The organism is Streptococcus sp. 1453 (genome assembly GCF_013276955.1).
Taxonomy (GTDB): Bacteria; Bacillota; Bacilli; order Lactobacillales; family Streptococcaceae; genus Streptococcus.
Map to the genome: position 1 here is coordinate 1 of NZ_VMLZ01000012.1, position 15,765 is coordinate 15,765.

At 39.4% G+C, this 15,765-nt stretch carries 17 protein-coding genes and 1 pseudogene; 4 read left to right on the forward strand and 14 right to left on the reverse strand.

Annotated features, from left to right (window positions below; all coding sequences use genetic code 11):
• Positions 1-403 precede the first annotated feature (403 nt).
• The 8 genes from HW098_RS07625 to glmU all read right to left on the reverse strand — a co-directional run bounded on the left by HW098_RS07625 (position 404) and on the right by glmU (position 6,585).
• The gene (locus HW098_RS07625; RefSeq protein ID WP_176139731.1) at positions 404-2,167 is read right to left on the reverse strand and encodes a glycerophosphodiester phosphodiesterase; all 1,764 of its coding nucleotides are present in this window, start codon (positions 2,165-2,167) and stop codon (positions 404-406) included.
• 8 nt (positions 2,168-2,175) lie between these two features.
• Complete coding sequence (locus HW098_RS07630) at positions 2,176-2,766, reverse strand: 3'-5' exonuclease (RefSeq protein ID WP_176139732.1); 591 nt, start codon at positions 2,764-2,766, stop codon at positions 2,176-2,178.
• Positions 2,767-2,791: 25 nt separating this feature from the next.
• Complete coding sequence (locus HW098_RS10585) at positions 2,792-2,971, reverse strand: hypothetical protein (protein ID WP_240149473.1); 180 nt, start codon at positions 2,969-2,971, stop codon at positions 2,792-2,794.
• A 79-nt stretch (positions 2,972-3,050) separates the two neighbouring features.
• A complete protein-coding gene (gene rocS / locus HW098_RS07640) occupies positions 3,051-3,542 on the reverse strand; it encodes a chromosome segregation protein RocS (protein ID WP_000021242.1) in 492 nt (163 codons plus the stop codon).
• A 76-nt stretch (positions 3,543-3,618) separates the two neighbouring features.
• Positions 3,619-4,311, reverse strand: a complete 693-nt coding sequence (locus HW098_RS07645) for a 5'-methylthioadenosine/adenosylhomocysteine nucleosidase (protein ID WP_176139733.1) — start codon at positions 4,309-4,311, stop codon at positions 3,619-3,621.
• A 16-nt stretch (positions 4,312-4,327) separates the two neighbouring features.
• Entirely contained in the window at positions 4,328-4,639 is a 312-nt protein-coding gene (macP, locus tag HW098_RS07650) for a cell wall synthase accessory phosphoprotein MacP (RefSeq protein WP_176139734.1), read from the reverse strand.
• Positions 4,640-4,650: 11 nt separating this feature from the next.
• The gene (locus HW098_RS07655; RefSeq protein ID WP_023942735.1) at positions 4,651-5,196 is read right to left on the reverse strand and encodes an NUDIX hydrolase; all 546 of its coding nucleotides are present in this window, start codon (positions 5,194-5,196) and stop codon (positions 4,651-4,653) included.
• A gap of 9 nt (positions 5,197-5,205) precedes the next feature.
• Positions 5,206-6,585: a bifunctional UDP-N-acetylglucosamine diphosphorylase/glucosamine-1-phosphate N-acetyltransferase GlmU gene (gene glmU / locus HW098_RS07660; RefSeq protein WP_175879987.1), complete on the reverse strand. Its 1,380-nt coding sequence runs from the start codon at positions 6,583-6,585 to the stop codon at positions 5,206-5,208.
• Positions 6,586-6,728: 143 nt separating this feature from the next.
• On the opposite strand from glmU, the gene HW098_RS07665 reads away from it, so the two are divergent.
• The 4 genes from HW098_RS07665 (at position 6,729) to HW098_RS07680 (ending at position 9,568) form a co-directional block, all read left to right on the forward strand.
• Positions 6,729-7,529 carry a glycoside hydrolase family 25 protein gene (locus tag HW098_RS07665; protein WP_119919552.1) on the forward strand — a complete coding sequence of 267 codons (801 nt, stop codon included), beginning with the start codon at positions 6,729-6,731 and terminating at the stop codon, positions 7,527-7,529.
• A gap of 94 nt (positions 7,530-7,623) precedes the next feature.
• Positions 7,624-8,466, forward strand: coding sequence for a DUF368 domain-containing protein (locus tag HW098_RS07670; protein WP_176139735.1), 843 nt, complete (start codon positions 7,624-7,626; stop codon positions 8,464-8,466).
• Complete coding sequence (locus HW098_RS07675) at positions 8,466-8,948, forward strand: aminoacyl-tRNA deacylase (RefSeq protein WP_175879989.1); 483 nt, start codon at positions 8,466-8,468, stop codon at positions 8,946-8,948. Before HW098_RS07670 ends, HW098_RS07675 begins: the two co-directional genes overlap by 1 nt.
• Complete coding sequence (locus tag HW098_RS07680) at positions 8,948-9,568, forward strand: histidine phosphatase family protein (protein WP_175879990.1); 621 nt, start codon at positions 8,948-8,950, stop codon at positions 9,566-9,568. The genes HW098_RS07675 and HW098_RS07680 overlap by 1 nt, the downstream gene beginning before the upstream one ends.
• A 357-nt stretch (positions 9,569-9,925) precedes the next feature.
• Here the strand turns inward: HW098_RS07680 and HW098_RS07685 are convergent.
• From HW098_RS07685 to tehB, 6 genes and pseudogenes are all read right to left on the reverse strand, one after another.
• Positions 9,926-10,021 (reverse strand): annotated as a pseudogene (locus tag HW098_RS07685) (IS630 family transposase); the annotation flags it as partial.
• A 307-nt stretch (positions 10,022-10,328) separates the two neighbouring features.
• Positions 10,329-11,267, reverse strand: a complete 939-nt coding sequence (gene prsA / locus HW098_RS07690; RefSeq protein ID WP_175879991.1) for a peptidylprolyl isomerase PrsA — start codon at positions 11,265-11,267, stop codon at positions 10,329-10,331.
• Positions 11,268-11,333: 66 nt separating this feature from the next.
• Complete coding sequence (locus tag HW098_RS07695) at positions 11,334-12,047, reverse strand: O-methyltransferase (RefSeq protein WP_175879992.1); 714 nt, start codon at positions 12,045-12,047, stop codon at positions 11,334-11,336.
• 1 nt (position 12,048) lies between these two features.
• Entirely contained in the window at positions 12,049-13,851 is a 1,803-nt protein-coding gene (gene pepF / locus HW098_RS07700) for an oligoendopeptidase F (RefSeq protein ID WP_176139736.1), read from the reverse strand.
• An 18-nt stretch (positions 13,852-13,869) separates the two neighbouring features.
• Positions 13,870-14,823: a competence protein CoiA family protein gene (locus HW098_RS07705; protein ID WP_176139737.1), complete on the reverse strand. Its 954-nt coding sequence runs from the start codon at positions 14,821-14,823 to the stop codon at positions 13,870-13,872.
• Positions 14,824-14,895: 72 nt separating this feature from the next.
• A complete protein-coding gene (tehB, locus tag HW098_RS07710) occupies positions 14,896-15,756 on the reverse strand; it encodes an SAM-dependent methyltransferase TehB (protein WP_176139738.1) in 861 nt (286 codons plus the stop codon).
• Positions 15,757-15,765 lie beyond the last annotated feature (9 nt).

Consider the following 15,765-nt stretch of genomic DNA (forward strand, 5'->3'; position numbering starts at 1 on the left):
AGTGATCTCTGGATTGCTAAAAATCTTCTTAGCAACCAAGTCATTGGTTGGGCTGATGCCCGGATGTCTGAGAATCATATTTCCTCTCCTTTCATTATAGCACATTTTTAAATCTAATTTACTAGATTTGATGCTTCTATCTATTTATTCGGAAAAGAAATTAAAAGTCTCCTAATTTTTAATCAATTCTTTCTAATGGATATAGAGAATAAAGGAAGATTCCCAATTTCTAGTACTATTTTAGAAATTATAGTGTAGCATTCCAACTTCAAAGCACCATAAAATCAATTGAAACAAGAACAAGACAAACAATTCTCATAAACGAATTGCAACCACAAAAAAGCAAGCATTCACAAGAATACTTACCTATCATGGGAGGAATAGTTGTTCCTCTTTTTTATTACTAAAATTCAAAGAATTCCAAAGCTTTTTTCAAGAGCAAATCCGTATATTCTGGATCTTCTTGGGCTACTTCTATTTCCCACTGAACCTTTTCCAAATCATCTGTAATCACTCCATCTACTCCTAAGTGAAGAGATTTGCTGATAGCTTCTGAATCATTGACAGTCCAGACATAAAGTTTCTGGTCCGTTGTCCATAGTTTGCTTACAAAATATTCATCCAAGGTCGAGTACTCCATAGTATATCCTGTCGCCTTTGTTTTAGGAAAGACAGAATTGTAGGGCATGATGAAATAAACTGGCAGTTCGGCATCATACTGTCTTACTTTTTCGACAACATGGTAGTCTAAAGATTGGATTTGATGTCCATAAATCTTGAGCTTTGCAGCATAACGGGCTAAAAAGCGGTCCATCATGTCTGGACTATCTTTTTTACTGGTTTTGATTTCAATTAGTAATTTTTGACCAAGTTCGTTGGCTCGACTGAGATAATCTTCAAAGCTTGAAATTTTAGTCTGGTAGCCATTTTCAAAAATATCAATCCCTTTAAGCTCCTCCAAGTTTAAGTCTTGAGGACTTTTATTGATACCTGCTAGATTTTTCAAGTTAGCATCATGCATCATGACAAACTGCCCATCTTTTGTCTCCTGCACGTCCGTCTCTACCAAGTCTGGTTTGAGTTGTGCTGTAGTTTCCAAGGACTCTACTGTATTTTGAATCCCATTTGCATTGGAAACCCCTCGGTGAGAAATAAGCTGAGGTAAATGAACCATGGGAGTCTCCAGATAAATATAACCTTCTAAGGCAAAGAAAAGACTGGCACAAATCATGACTCCCCATCGCATGATGTGATCTTTTTCTCTCCTAGGAAGCATATCCAGCTCCTTTCCTGTCAAAAATGAAACAAATTTAACCAAAAAGTAAGTCAGAGCCATATAATAAAGATTTTTAATCACAACAAAATTCAAAATACCAAGAATCAGAGACTCTCTCTGAGTGATGTCATCTACCAAAGTTTGAGCCAATAACAAAGGAATCAAAGGAAGATAAAATAATAAATTTGCCTTGAGCAAGATATAAAATAAATTCCAAGCATAAAAAGCAACTCTCTTCTTGGTTTTCTCCAAACTAAACATCACTGCTTCTCGAACAGTCAGCTGATCATATACAATCTTCGGAAGGGCAAACATCAATCTGACAGAGACATAGAGAAAGATAAGAGATAGAAGTAGGATGCTCAGCCACCACATCCAATATTTATCTTCTAAATAATCTTGGATAAACTCTGGAATGACGATTTTATTGAGATAATAAATCTTCAGCATTTTCCGTATAAAAGGAAAAAGCATAGCTATATAGAAAAAGATAAACAAGGCTTTGGCGCAAGTTAGCTTTTTCATAAATCCAAAACTTTCATGGAAAACCTTGCGGATATACTCAATTAGCCTTCGCTTTTCATGATAGAGGAGATGACGAGCACCAATAAAGAGGAGTCCTATTTGAAAATAAGCGACCAGCAGGTTAATGATGATCAAGGCCAAAAAAGCTAGACTAATCAATGGAGAATGAGTGAGGATGGCTAAGACATTGTTATAGGAAATAAAAAGATAACCTGTCTGATCTAATAAGAAGCTAGCCAACCATGAATTGAATGGGACCCACAAATACTCCACTATCATAAAAATTAAGAAAAAGAGAAAGAGGATTTTATCAAGATTGAGGTAAATCTGTTTAAAACCCAATTTTTTAGGTTTTTCAGGTTTCATAGGCACTCCTAGTCAAATAATTGAGATAAGTCCAAGCCTCCAAAAGGATTGTTTGATAAGCTACTTTCTGTCTCTAACAATTCTCTAGCTTGATCTGACTCTAAGAAGGACTCGTAAACACGCGCCGTCATCCGAGCATCCTCTAAACTATTATGGGACTGTCCTTGAAATCCAAGAAATGAGGCAACAGTTTGCAACTTGAGATTGGCAATACCATGTAAATCTGAACTACGACGTTCAAAAGCTTCATCATACAAATCCACCTTGTACTGCTGGCTGTAGTCTAAACCATGCTCTGCTAGAATAGGCAAATCACTTTTAACAGCATTGTAGCCTATCATCGGCAAAGAACCCACAAACTCTTGGAATTCTTTTATGACTTCCTCCACTGGGGGAGCATCTTTTAGAGTCTCGGCTGTAATCCCAGTCAAACCATTGATAAAACTTTTTAAGGGAACACTGGTATTGACATAGGAATCATAGGCATCGATTTCCTGACTATCTCTAAAACGCACTGCCGATACTTGAATCAAGTGTGTTTGTCCTTCGTGCTGATTAAATTCTAAGTCAAAAGCAATGTAATCTTCTAATCGTTCCATTTTCTACCTCTCCTATACTGTTATTTTATACTAATTCAAACCGCGTCAGCTTCGCCTTACCGTAGATATAGTTACTGACTTCGTCAGTTTTATCCGCAACCTCAAAAACATGTTTTGAGCTGACTTCGTCAGTCTTATCTACAACCTCAAAGCAGTGCTTTGAGCAGCCTGCGGCTCGCTTCCTAGTTTGCTCTTTGATTTTCATTGAGTATTACTTGAGCAACTATACTATTTAGAAATAAAAGAAGCCATCAGGTTAGCATTTAACCTAAACAGCTCCTTGATTATCCTCCAAATAAACGAGCAAAAAAGCCTTTCTTAGTGGATTGGACTTCTTCTTTTGCTTGGTCCAGTTCTAGCTTAAGATTTTCTTGATCCTTCATAGCTTGAAGGGTCAATTGTTGCTGCTGATCGAGTTGTTTGTCTTTCTCAGCAATCTGACGGTCTTTGATACGCATCTGCTCGTCTTTTTCTGATAACTGACGATCCTTGGCTTTTAATTGTTCATAGAGACGAAGAATTTCTGCATTCTTCTCATCAACTAGAATCTCCATCAGTTCACGTTGCTTGACATCTTCACTGACAGGCTCATCTTCAAAAATCGTTTTCTTATAGATTTCTTCCAGCTTAATCAAGCCACTTCTGGTAACGACTGTTACCCCTTTGTCATTTTTATCTGTGTCTTCTTCTGGTAATTCTTTGACACGGTTATTGATTGCTTGGCGAGATAATCCTAAGACCTCTGCAATCTCACTGACGGTCATTTCAATACTCATAATATCCTCTGAAACGTTTTCTAGCTTTTCTTTACTTAAATCTTATCATAAGCTAGAAAAACTGTCAAATTTCCGCTTAATCTAAGGCCTTCAAAAAGGCTAATAAGACTTGAGCAGAGCGACGTCCAGCTTCGATAATAAACTCATCAAAAGAGATGTTTGCTTCATGGTTGGCATTATCACTCATAGCTCGGATGACTAAGAATGGAAGATTAAGGGCATGCGCTGCCTGAGCAATAGCTGCCCCCTCCATCTCAACAGCCAAAACATCTGGGAAATGGGACTTAATCGCTTCTATCTTATCATTTCCTGCAACAAAACTATCTCCTGTAGCAATCAAACCAAGATGCCAGTTCTGGTCCAATTGAGATAAACTCTCTTGTATTTTAGCAACAAAGGTTTTATCTGATTCGAAATAAAGCGGTTGTTGCGCCATTTGTCCATAAGCATAGCCAAAAGCTGTGACATCCACGTCATGATAGGCTAATTTGTCAGCAATCACGACATCCCCAACAGCGATACCTTCTGCTACTGCCCCAGCTGATCCCGTGTTAATCAAAGCATCCACTTGAAAATGATCAGCCAAAATCGCCACACTCATAGCAGACATTACCTTACCAATTCCACTTTCTACAAGAACGACTTCATGAGATGCAATGGTGCCTGTATGATAGGTATTCCCTAAAACAACTTGCTCCTGGGCATTGTCTAAATGCTGGACCAGATACGCCAGTTCTTCTGGCATAGCCGCAATAATTCCTATTTTCATTTCAATTCCTTTTCTATTACAAAAGTTTCATTGCTAAGACAAGCAAAATCAAGAGAAAGATGACTGCAAATAAAATCTTATTTAACTTAGAATTGAAGACATTTCTCTTGGTATTTTCAATGCGACGGCTTTTATGAATAGACGGTTCGACCTGAATCTTCAAGGTTTCCTGGCTAAAACCATGATTCTTAGGATTGGCATAACCAAAACGGGAAGAAGAGGTTGGTAAAATCTTAGTCTCCTCATCATCTAGCAAAGGGGAACCTGAAATTTTTTCGCCTCTATTAGCTCTTTCAATCATTTCATCCGTTAATAAAGGTTTACCCATACTGACCTCCTCTATTTTTTGTGCAATTCCCAATACTGAACAGCCATAATTGTCTTGGCATCACAAATATGACCTGATTGGATCAATTCCTTGGCTTCTTCTAAGCTCACTTCAAGGACTTCCAAGGTCTCATCTTCATCCTGCGGACGTGGATTTTCCACCTTTTTCAAATCGCTAGCTAGGTATAGTTTTAACTTCTCATTACAAAAGCCAATAGCTGAATAAAAATCGTACAAGAGTTCTAATTTCCCTGTATAGGCTGTTTCTTCCTCTAATTCACGAAGAGCTGCTGCTACAGGGTCTGTATTTTCTCCTACTTCCAATTTTCCAGCTGGAATTTCGTAAGAGACAGCCTCGATAGCCTTACGGTACTGCTTGACCAAGATGAGTTTTTGCTCATCGGTTACAGCTAAAACACAGACAGCTCCATTGTGGAAAATCAAATCCCGTTGAGCAGTTCCTTTACCTTCTGGTAATTCAACCTGATCTTGAACCAGTTTAAATATTGGTCCTTGATAGATTTCTTTTCGGCTAAGCGTTTTTTCTTCAAATTCCATGATAGGCTCCTACTGATTCTTAGGATGATGAGGAAGGCGTGTTGCATATTCGTCTTTATTGACCTGACGACCGCGACCAATCGCAATCGCATCTGCTGGCACGTCTTTAGTAATAGTTGAACCAGCTCCAACGAGGGAATTGTCACCTAACTCAACTGGCGCAATAATGGTTGAATTTGAACCAACGAAGACATTGTTACCGATGACTGTCTTGTATTTGTTTTTACCGTCATAGTTGACTGTAATGGTTCCTGCACCAAAATTAACCTTGCTACCCACTTCACAGTTTCCGATATAAGTCAAATGACCAGCCTTGGTATTCTCGCCAATTGAAGAACCTTTCACCTCAACAAAGTTTCCAATATGAACTTGGGCACCCAGACTTGAACCTGGACGAATGTGGGCGTAAGGACCGACTGTTACACCGTCCGCAACACTACTTTCCTCAATCATAGAATTGGTAATGATCGCTCCTGCTCCGACAGTGCTGTCCACTACATAAGTACCGTTTGTCAAAACAGTCTCAGCACCAATTTTCGTTTGCCCCTTCAAGGTAACATTGGCTTCGATTTGAACTTCAGGAGCAATCTCAACATCAATATCGATATAAGTTGCTTCTGGGTTGACAAAGCTAACCCCATTGACCATGTGTTGGTGATTGATGCGGCGACGCATAACTGACTCAGCTGTCGCAAGAGCCACACGGTCATTTACACCAAGACTTTCATCAAAATCTTTCAAAGTATAAGCGCCAACTTTTTCACCAGCTTCACGGAAAATGCCAATGACATCTGTAATATAGTATTCGCCTTGAGCATTATTGGTATTGATATTTTTCAAAGCCTCAAATAAACGCTCGTTGTCAAAAACGTAAGTTCCAGTGTTGATTTCCTTGATTTGCTTTTCAAAATCTGTGGCATCTTTCTGCTCCACAATGCGAAGAACCTCAGCATTGTCATTACGAACAATTCGTCCATAGCCAAAAGGATTATCCGTTTCAGCAGTCAAGATAGTGGCCACATTTTTATGATTGATGTGGAAATCAATCAAGTTTTTCAAGCTTTCACCAGTGATTAAAGGAGTATCTCCTGCGATGACCAAGGTGTGCCCTGACAAACCTTCTAAGATAGGCTCTGTCATCATAACCGCATGACCTGTACCCAATTGTTCAGATTGAGTCACAAATTCTGTCTGTCCAGCCAAGACCTGTTCAACCAATTCTGCCTTGTGTCCCACAACTGTTACTGTCTTTTCAGGTTGGATAGCTCCCACACTACGGAAAACATGTTCCAACATAGAAATACCCGCAACCTTGTGCAACACTTTTGGCAAATCAGATTTCATGCGAGTCCCTTTACCCGCTGCTAAAATAATGGCAAAATTTGACATAATCTTCTCTTTTCTGTAGAAATTCCCTTTTATTATACCATATTTCAAATCATTCCGCGCCCTTGAATGAAAAAATGCTCCAAAGTCCTTTCCTTAACCCATTTTTTTGATTTTTTTTGATTTTTAGGGTAGAATTATAAGATATGAGAAAACAAATTCATCCACTTATTTTATTTGGTTTTTTTGGGATCATAATTTTCATTTTAATCATCAATCGCCCACTTAATGACAACCAATCGTTTAAAACAAAATCCAACATAGCGCAGATTGAAGCACAGGCTTTGAAACACTTAGACAAACCGATTATTGACCTCTCTGGCTGGCAGCGTCCTGAGGAAATCAACTATGACGCCCTCTCACAAAATATTTCAGGCGCTATTGTTCGTGTTCACAGCGGTGCTCAAACGACAAAAGAAAATGATGCTTCCTTTATCAATGGAATAGACAAGGCCTATAAGAGTCATATCACTGAACTTCAAAAGCGGAATGTCCCCGTTGGGGTCTACGCTTATGTAGCTGGAAAAAGTGTCCAAGAAATGGAAAAAGCCGCTGAAGTTTTCTACAATGCTGCCTCTCCTTACAGCCCTAGTTACTATTGGCTAGACGTAGAAGACAAAACCATGTCCAATATGAACGAGGGTGTTGAAGCCTTTCGAGCAAAACTAGCATCACTAGGTGCTAAAAACATCGGAATCTACGTTGGGGTCTACTTCATGGAAGAACACAGTATTGATACAGGCAAGTTTACCTCTGTTTGGATTCCGTCCTACGGCTCAAACTCAGGATTTTTGGAGAGCAGTCCTAAAACTGATTTAGATTATGACATCCACCAATACACATCTAAAGGGAAAATTGCCGGCTTTGACCACAATTTGGATATCAACGTCATCTCTCCCTTAAAAAACAAAGAAGAAACCTTTAGAAAACTCTTTTTAAAACCTTAAAAGCATTTGTTTAGCATTTGCTTTTTCTTTTTGTGTTTGATTGTGATACAATATAGTAAGGATTTTTTGAAATAGAAATAGTTGGAGGAACTATATGCTCTCATGGTTAGCACGCCTTATTAAAGGGATTGTGATTGCTCTTGGATTTATCTTACCGGGAATTTCCGGAGGGGTTCTAGCAGCAATCTTAGGAATTTACGAACGGATGATTGGCTTTCTGGCCCATCCCTTTAAAGACTTTAAAGAAAATGTTTTGTACTTTATTCCAGTTGCGATTGGTATGCTTCTGGGAATCGGCTTATTTTCTTACCCGATTGAATACCTGCTTGAAAATTATCAGGTCTTTGTCTTATGGAGCTTTGCGGGTGCCATCATTGGTACGGTTCCTAGCCTCCTCAAGGAATCAACTCGAGAATCTGACCGAGACAAGATTGATTTAGCTTGGTTCTGGATAACCTTTATCATTTCTGGATTAGGACTCTATGCCTTAAATTTTGTCGTTGGAACCTTAAGTGCTAGCTTTCTTAATTTGGTCCTAGCAGGTGCACTGCTGGCTCTTGGCGTATTGGTGCCTGGCCTCAGTCCATCAAATCTACTTTTGATTTTGGGCCTCTATGCTCCTATGTTGACTGGTTTCAAAACCTTTGACCTTTTGGGAACCTTCTTCCCGATTGGAATCGGGGCAGGTGCCACTCTCATCGTTTTTTCAAAAATGATGGATTATGCCTTAAATAACTACCACTCACGCGTCTATCATTTCATCATCGGTATCGTCCTATCAAGTACTCTTTTGATCTTGATTCCAAATGCAGGAAACTCTGAAAGCATCCAATACACAGGCCTTTCACTTGTTGGCTATGTCATCATCGCCTTCTTCTTTGCCTTGGGAATCTGGCTTGGTATTTGGATGAGTCAATTGGAGGATAAGTATAAATAATGGCAAAAAAAGTAAAAGTCAAAAAAACATTAGTAGAACAAATCCTGTCTAAAGCAGGTATCCCACATCAAGGGATTCAAATCAATGCTCTGGAAGGAGAGCTTCCTCAAGGTTATGAGCGAGACCAGATTTTCAAAACCTTGGCTCTTTTGGGAGACAAGACAGGACCGATTATCGGAATTGTACCTATCACTCAGCACTTGTCTGAAAAGAAACTAGCTAAAATTTCTGGCAATAAAAAAGTGAGCATGATTCCGCAAAAGGACTTGGAAAAAACAACTGGCTACATTCATGGAGCCAATAATCCTGTCGGCATTCGTCAGAAACACAATTATCCCATTTTTATCGATAAAATTGCCCTAGACTTGGATCAAATGATTGTCTCTGCTGGGGAAGTTGGTCACAGCATTATCGTCGCGCCACAAGACTTGGCTAGCTTTGTAAAGGCAGACTTTGCCGATATTTTGGAGGACAGCAAGTAATGAAACTCTACTTTGTCCGCCACGGTCGTACCGTCTGGAACCAAGAAGGGCGTTTTCAAGGTGCTAGTGGAGATTCTCCCCTTCTTCCTGAATCCATTGAAACCCTAAAACAACTTGGCCAGTATCTCAAGGATGTTCCTTTTAATCAGATTTATTCAAGTGATTTACCTCGAGCGGTCAAATCTGCTGAGATTATCCAAAGTCAACTCAGGACCCCCTGTCCTTTAGAAAGTGTTCCGAATCTCCGTGAATGGCAGCTGGGTAAATTAGAAGGTTTGAAAATTGCAACCTTGGAAGCTATTTATCCACAACAAATCCAGGCTTTTCGTTCAAATCTTGCTCAATTTGACACTCAAATGTTTGGAGCCGAATCCCTCTATAGCACAACACAACGAACTATCCAATTTATCAAATCATTAAAAGATAGTCCAGCTGAGCGTATTCTAATTGTCGGACACGGCGCCAATCTTACTGCCAGTCTTCGTACTCTTCTAGGTTATAAAGAACCACTTCTTCGTAAAGATGGCGGTCTAGCAAATGCCAGCCTAACCATTATAGAAACCCATGATTTTGAAACATTTACTCTCGATACTTGGAATGATACTTCCTATCAATCATAATTATAGCCTAGCCTTCTGAACTAGAACAATAGGAGATATAGTCAGTTGAAACAAAAATAAGACAAAAGAGCCTCGTAAAAAGGTATTGCAACTTGCCAATACCTTTTTACTATGAAAACGTGTCTTCTCAACAGGATTGTAGAGCAAAATGAAATAAGAACTGAATAATGTGATTTGAGAATTTAAATCAATTTATAAGAATGTTTTAGAAGCAGTGATGTACTAGTTCAGATTCACTTTTCTATACTAATACTCTTCGAAAATCTCTTCAAACCGCGTCAACGTCGCCTTGCTGTACTCAAGTACAGCCTGCGGCTAGTTTCCTAGTTTGCTCTTTGATTTTCATTGAGTATAAGATGAGTAGGGAGGAAGAGGTAAAAGTTTATGCCCAAACTCTTCACATAAGAACTCTAGCTTACCCATTCTATGGAATCTTGCATTATCCATTAAAACTTCCAGACTCATACTCTTCTAAAATCTATTCAAACCACGTCAGCTTCACATTATATATGTTGGTGACCTCATAAGTCTTATCTGCAACCTCAAAGCTGTTCTTTGAGCAGCCTACAGCTAGCTTCCTAGTTTAATCTTTGCTTTTCACTGAGTATTAAGTTAAAAAATGGGGCTAGTCAAAAAGTCTTTAAAATCAAAAAACGCATAATATCAGGTATTGAAAACCTTGTACTATGCGTTTTATTGTGGGAAGATTTACTTCATTTTTTCCTGAAGTCGAGTTTTTTCCCTGACTTATTGATTTGGACTATTCTTTTGATGAACTGCTTGAGCTTGAATCTCCGCCACCGATATATTGTGTAAAGATATTTTGGAAGGCTTGGTCTTTAACCTTGATATTGGCTGCTTGCAATTCTTTTCCGATAATGCTTTGAACAAATGTTGAATCATTTTGTTTTTGAGTCAAGATAACAGTTTTTAATTTTTCTTTGTAGTCATCAATATTAGATGATTTTTCTGTTTTCTTAATGAGTTTTACAATGTAATATTGGCTACTGTAAGCTTGTGTTCCAGTTGCTGTAATCACATCAGAAATGCCATTTACATCTAAAGCGAAAGCGGCTTTCTTGACTTGCTCAGGTACTTCCGTTGAAGCAGAATCAAAGGTGATTTCTCCACCATTTGCTTTAGTTTTCTCATCAGTTGAGTTATCTTTGGCTAATTGAGCAAAATCAGCACCTTCTGCCTTGGCTTTTTCGAGAACTTCTTTAGCCTTATCTTCATTATCAAGACGGATGATTTGAACCGTTACATCTGGAGTGTATTCGTCAAAGGCCTTCTTATAAGCATCATCTGTCAATTCAGCTTCTGCTGCCTTCTTAACTGCCAACTCAACTAATTTACTTGTACGAATTTGAGCTTTACGTGTTTCAAGAGTCATACCTGCTTGTGACAAGACACGTTGGTAGTTTTCGCCATATTGTTTTTCTTCTTCGGCAATAGTATCATCAACCTCTTTATCATCAAGCTCTGAGCCATATTGTTTTTCAAAAACTTTTTGGATGGTCATATTTAACAAGACTTGTTGGGCTGAAGGGTTGCTTTTCACTTGCTCATAAAATTGATGTTCTGTGATGACATCCCCTTTCATGCTGATAAGGTCTGCCCCTTCTGAACCTTTCGAACAAGCTACTAAAGTTGCTACTGATAATAGTGTAATGGCACCTGCCAATAGTTTTTTCTTCATGTCTACTCCTTTGAGATAAGTGTTACTCTATCTATTTTACTATATTTTCTTAAATTTTTCTGAAAATCATTCGCTGTCAGGCAATTGAACATCTGCTACATTTTTACGAAGCATGAGAATGCCGTCACCCAGAGGTACTAATGTTGCGGTGAGGCCTGGATTGTCTAAGGTTGCATCAAATAGTCTTTGAAGTCCTCTGTAAATAGTTCGCTGACCACGCCGAACTTCCATAATGTCCTTGGCAACATCACCACCTTGAAAAATATCATCCAAGACAACCACACCTCCAACTTCCAAATGTTTGAGGATTTCTGGCAGAAAAACGATGTATTTAGACTTGGCAGAGTCCATAAAGACGAAATCATAAGACTCTGTCAAGGTAGATAAGACATCTACCGCATCTCCTTCTAGGAGTGTGATTTGCTTGCGAATGTCAAACTGGGCAAAATTTTCCTTGGCAAAACCAATCATTTCTGGATTGCGATCAATAGTTGTAATCTTGGCATTTGGCGCATGTTCTGCCATCAAGAGGGCAGAAAAACCGATAGCCGTCCCAATTTCCAGAATGTTTTTAGGTTGCATGGTTTCCATGAGAAAACGGAAATAAGCTACCGTTTCATGGGGAATAATAGGAATATTTTCCTTGCGGGCAAAGTCTTCCAATTCTTTCAAGGAACCTGTGACTTGCTTTTGGCGCTGACGCATCAAGTCTACAATTTCTTCCTTGACGACAGGGCGACGCATGTTATGGTTGGCATTTTTACTATATGATTCAACCATCTTATGCCAATCCCAATTTTTCAACAAGGGCTTCAAACTCATTCAAACGACGTTCAAAGACTGCAAAGGCGTCGTTTAGATAGTCTTCCTTCTCCATATCAACACCAGCTTTTCTCATGACATTAAGTGGATAGTCAGACTTACCTGCCTTGAGGTAGTCGATATAGCGGTCACGGTCTTCTTGACTACCATGGACAATTTTTTCAGCCAAGGCTGAGGCGGCCGCAAAGCCAGTTGAATATTGATATACATAGTAGTTATAGTAGAAGTGTGGAATGCGAGCCCACTCGTATTGGATTTCAGGATTGTCTTCCTTACTCAAACCATAATACTCTTGGTTCAAGTCTGCGTAGAGTTTATTTAGGAAATCGCTTGTCAAAACTTCACCATTTTGGTCTGCTTGGTGAATAGCGTGTTCAAACTCAGCAAATTGAGTTTGGCGGAAAACTGTTCCACGGAAACCGTCTAAGAAGTTATTGAGAATAGCAAAGCGCGTTGCGTCGTCTTCCACTTCTTCCAATAATTTCTCCGTCAAAATATTTTCATTGGTCGTTGAGGCAATCTCAGCCAAGAAGATCGAATAATCTCCGTAAACATAAGGCTGAGTCTCGCGAGTATAGCTAGAATGCATACTGTGACCTGTTTCATGAACAAGAGTAAAGAGATTGTCCAGATTGTCCTGCCAGTTAAGAAGCATAAAGGCATTTGTATCGTAAGAACCACCAGAGTAAGCCCCTGAACGCTTGCCTTGATTTTCATAAACATCAATCCAACGCTCACTGAAGGCACGTTTAACACGGCTCAAGTAATCCTCACCCAAGACTGCCAAGGCATCTTCTGCCTTTTTCAAGGCTTCTTGGTAGGTAAAACTATATTCAACAGATGAAAGTGGTGTGTAGACATCGTACATCTTGAGATCTGAAATTCCCAAGATTTTTGAACGAAGTTCAAGGTATCGATGCAAGAGTGGCAAATGCTTGCGAACTGCTGCTACCAAATTGTCATAAACACTTTCTGGAACAAAATTCGCCGCTAGGGCTGCATGACGAGCACTCTTGTAGTTGCGAACCTTTGCACGGTAGTTTTGCACCTTAACATTGGTTTGCAAGGTTTTGGCATAAGTATGTTGGAATTGTTGATAAGTCGCATAAAGAGCTTGGTAGGCCCCACGGCGAACCTCACGGTTTTTAGACTCCATCAAACGTGTGTAAGTCCCATGAGAGAGCTGCACTTCCTTACCATCATCGTCAAGAACATAAGGAAACACAATATCCGCATTGTCCAAGATAGCGAAGGTTTCACTTGCCGAACCAAAGATTTCTCCAGCGCCAGCCAATAATTCTTCTTCGCGTTGTGAAAGAACGTGATCCTTGCCTTGCAAAAGCTTGTCAAAATAGTGTTGATAAACCTGCAATTTTGGCTGAGCCTCTAAAAAGTCAGCATACTGCTTTTCACTAATTTCCATAAATTCAGGCTCATAGAATGAAAAGGCTTGGTCTATCTGGCTGTAGAGAGTCATTGCTTTGGCATAGTACTCTTGGTACTTGGCTTCACGTGTGTCCTGGTCATTTTTCATATGAGCATAAACGTAAAGTTTCTCCATTTGGCGTTCCATTTCAAGAGAAAATTCAGTAATTTCCAGTAGGCTATCCGCACTATCCAGGAGATGGCCTTCATACTGGGCTACTGTCTCCAATTGTTCTGTTAAATTTTTTAAGGCTTCTTCCCAAGCCTGGTCAGTTAGGTAGATCGTTGATAGATCCCATGTATCTTTTTCATTTATTTCATGTCTTTGTAATACCATTAGATTCCTCCATCCTTTCTATTTTACCATATTTTTCAAGAAATATTGCTGATAAAAGGCTGGTGGATAGAGCTTTTGCCAATCATTTTGAGGATTTTCTTGATAATAGGTTTGAAAATACTGATAATAGCTGGTCAAATCTTGTTCAATTTGGCAAAACTCACCTACTAATAGTCGAATTTGTGGATACCATTCTTTTAGCCCATAAGTCAGGAGATTTTCCCCCTTTTGATAGGCTTCTGCTTGTTCTTTCATCCAAATAGGATTTTGATAATAGAGTTGTTGCCGGATATAGCGACAGATGTCCTTATCCTGAGAAACTGTAAAATGAGATATTTTTTGTTTCTTATAGGGAAGACGTAATATCTCCAGTAGACTACCGTGACCATAGGGAAATTCCTTGATTTGATAATGGAGTTTACCGCGGAGGTCTTGGTGAATCAGGTATTTGAGTCTTAAAAGCTGTTTTTCCTTGTCTATTTCCCAAACATAAAAGCCCATGTTTTGACTGAAATATAGAAAACCTTGTTGCAGACGAGTCAAACGCTCCTTGAGCCACAGTTTTTCTCCCAGCAACCACAATACTTGGTAACCATGACTACGATAGCCCTCACTGCGCTCTTTAAGAACTTTTTGTGGCAAAGGACTACACTGAACTTCTAGAGCTAGATTGCCATTTACAAACACATCCGCAATCTGTTTAAGCTCTGGAAGAGGGTATTCTAATTGCACCTCAGCCTCTGTTTTCAACCAGTGATAAAGGGATTCTTTATTTGCCAGGTGTTCTGGACTTTCATTTTCAGAGGAAAAATCACAGTCTTTTAGGGATTTATGGGCAAAATGGGTCCGGACACTTGGTCCTTGCCGCAAACGGAGCTGACCTCCACAAGCTGGGCAGGTGTATGCTTGCTTCTCAAGCTTATCCTCTAACACATTTACCAATTCTCCCCTAGCATCTCTCGCAACAAACATGATTTCCCTCCTTTTCTATATTATTCGTAAAAAAGAAAAAAGATCAGGAAAATTCCTAATCTTCATACATATTTACTTGATTTTCTTGGCTAGCATGGTCGCAAAGCGTAGTTGAATACGATTGCCATTCTCATCGCGACGGTGCAAATGGCCTGGATTTTCATTGTACTTGACCAATTCCCAGTCCTTGTAATAGTCTACCAGTTCCCCTTCTTTAAAGGTAAATGGGAAGTTCACAGAGCAAGGGTAATCTTCCGTATCCATAGCACAAACGATAAGATTATAGCCACCAACAGTGGTTTTTTCCTGCATATTTTTGATAATTTCAGGAATACGGTCTGCTTGCAAAAACATCAAAACAACAGTTGATACGATAAAATCATATTCTTGTCCAATGCTAGCTGAATTGATATCGTAAAGACCAACAGACATATCCAGGTCTTCCTGTTCCACAATGCTTTGCAAGATTTCAAGAGCCAATTCATTTTGATCTACAGCTGTCACATCAAAACCATTTTGTGCAAGAAAGAGGGAATTACGGCCCTGACCACAGCCCAAATCCAAGGCTTTCCCTGGTTTTACTGTCTGCATAGCCTCTAAGACCTCTGAATGAACAGGATTGGTATTGTATTTCTTAGGGAAATAATCCTCAGGTTTACAATAAAATTCTAAATACCATTCTACATCGTCTGTTACAGCCTCCACTCGGTGCCAGGCTTGTGGTTGAGCCATGGGATTGTCAGCCCCTGCTTCAAAGAGGTGCTCAGCTAGAACCTCACCATCTTCTGTTAACTCAATAAACTTTAGAGCACCCTTCAAGACAGTAATTTTCCCCCAAGTCCCAAGCTTGGTATTGTGCTTTTGCTGAACAGCTTCAGGCATAGTTTGTTTATTCCACAAAGGCATGCGTTTATAGGCAACTAGTTTTTCCATCTTCATTCC

Bases quoted from the DNA above. Each gene is read 5' to 3' on its own strand.
- tehB (WP_176139738.1), bottom strand. From the start codon at position 15,756: ATGGAAAAACTAGTTGCCTATAAACGCATGCCTTTGTGGAATAAACAA.
- pepF (WP_176139736.1), bottom strand. From the start codon at position 13,851: ATGGTATTACAAAGACATGAAATAAATGAAAAAGATACATGGGATCTA.
- HW098_RS07705 (WP_176139737.1), bottom strand. From the start codon at position 14,823: ATGTTTGTTGCGAGAGATGCTAGGGGAGAATTGGTAAATGTGTTAGAG.
- prsA (WP_175879991.1), bottom strand. From the start codon at position 11,267: ATGAAGAAAAAACTATTGGCAGGTGCCATTACACTATTATCAGTAGCA.
- rocS (WP_000021242.1), bottom strand. From the start codon at position 3,542: ATGAGTATTGAAATGACCGTCAGTGAGATTGCAGAGGTCTTAGGATTA.
- HW098_RS07680 (WP_175879990.1), top strand. From the start codon at position 8,948: ATGAAACTCTACTTTGTCCGCCACGGTCGTACCGTCTGGAACCAAGAA.
- macP (WP_176139734.1), bottom strand. From the start codon at position 4,639: ATGGGTAAACCTTTATTAACGGATGAAATGATTGAAAGAGCTAATAGA.
- HW098_RS10585 (WP_240149473.1), bottom strand. From the start codon at position 2,971: ATGAAAATCAAAGAGCAAACTAGGAAGCGAGCCGCAGGCTGCTCAAAG.
- HW098_RS07625 (WP_176139731.1), bottom strand. From the start codon at position 2,167: ATGAAACCTGAAAAACCTAAAAAATTGGGTTTTAAACAGATTTACCTC.
- HW098_RS07655 (WP_023942735.1), bottom strand. From the start codon at position 5,196: ATGGAATTTGAAGAAAAAACGCTTAGCCGAAAAGAAATCTATCAAGGA.
- HW098_RS07665 (WP_119919552.1), top strand. From the start codon at position 6,729: ATGAGAAAACAAATTCATCCACTTATTTTATTTGGTTTTTTTGGGATC.
- HW098_RS07630 (WP_176139732.1), bottom strand. From the start codon at position 2,766: ATGGAACGATTAGAAGATTACATTGCTTTTGACTTAGAATTTAATCAG.
- HW098_RS07645 (WP_176139733.1), bottom strand. From the start codon at position 4,311: ATGAAAATAGGAATTATTGCGGCTATGCCAGAAGAACTGGCGTATCTG.
- HW098_RS07675 (WP_175879989.1), top strand. From the start codon at position 8,466: ATGGCAAAAAAAGTAAAAGTCAAAAAAACATTAGTAGAACAAATCCTG.
- HW098_RS07695 (WP_175879992.1), bottom strand. From the start codon at position 12,047: ATGGTTGAATCATATAGTAAAAATGCCAACCATAACATGCGTCGCCCT.
- glmU (WP_175879987.1), bottom strand. From the start codon at position 6,585: ATGTCAAATTTTGCCATTATTTTAGCAGCGGGTAAAGGGACTCGCATG.
- HW098_RS07670 (WP_176139735.1), top strand. From the start codon at position 7,624: ATGCTCTCATGGTTAGCACGCCTTATTAAAGGGATTGTGATTGCTCTT.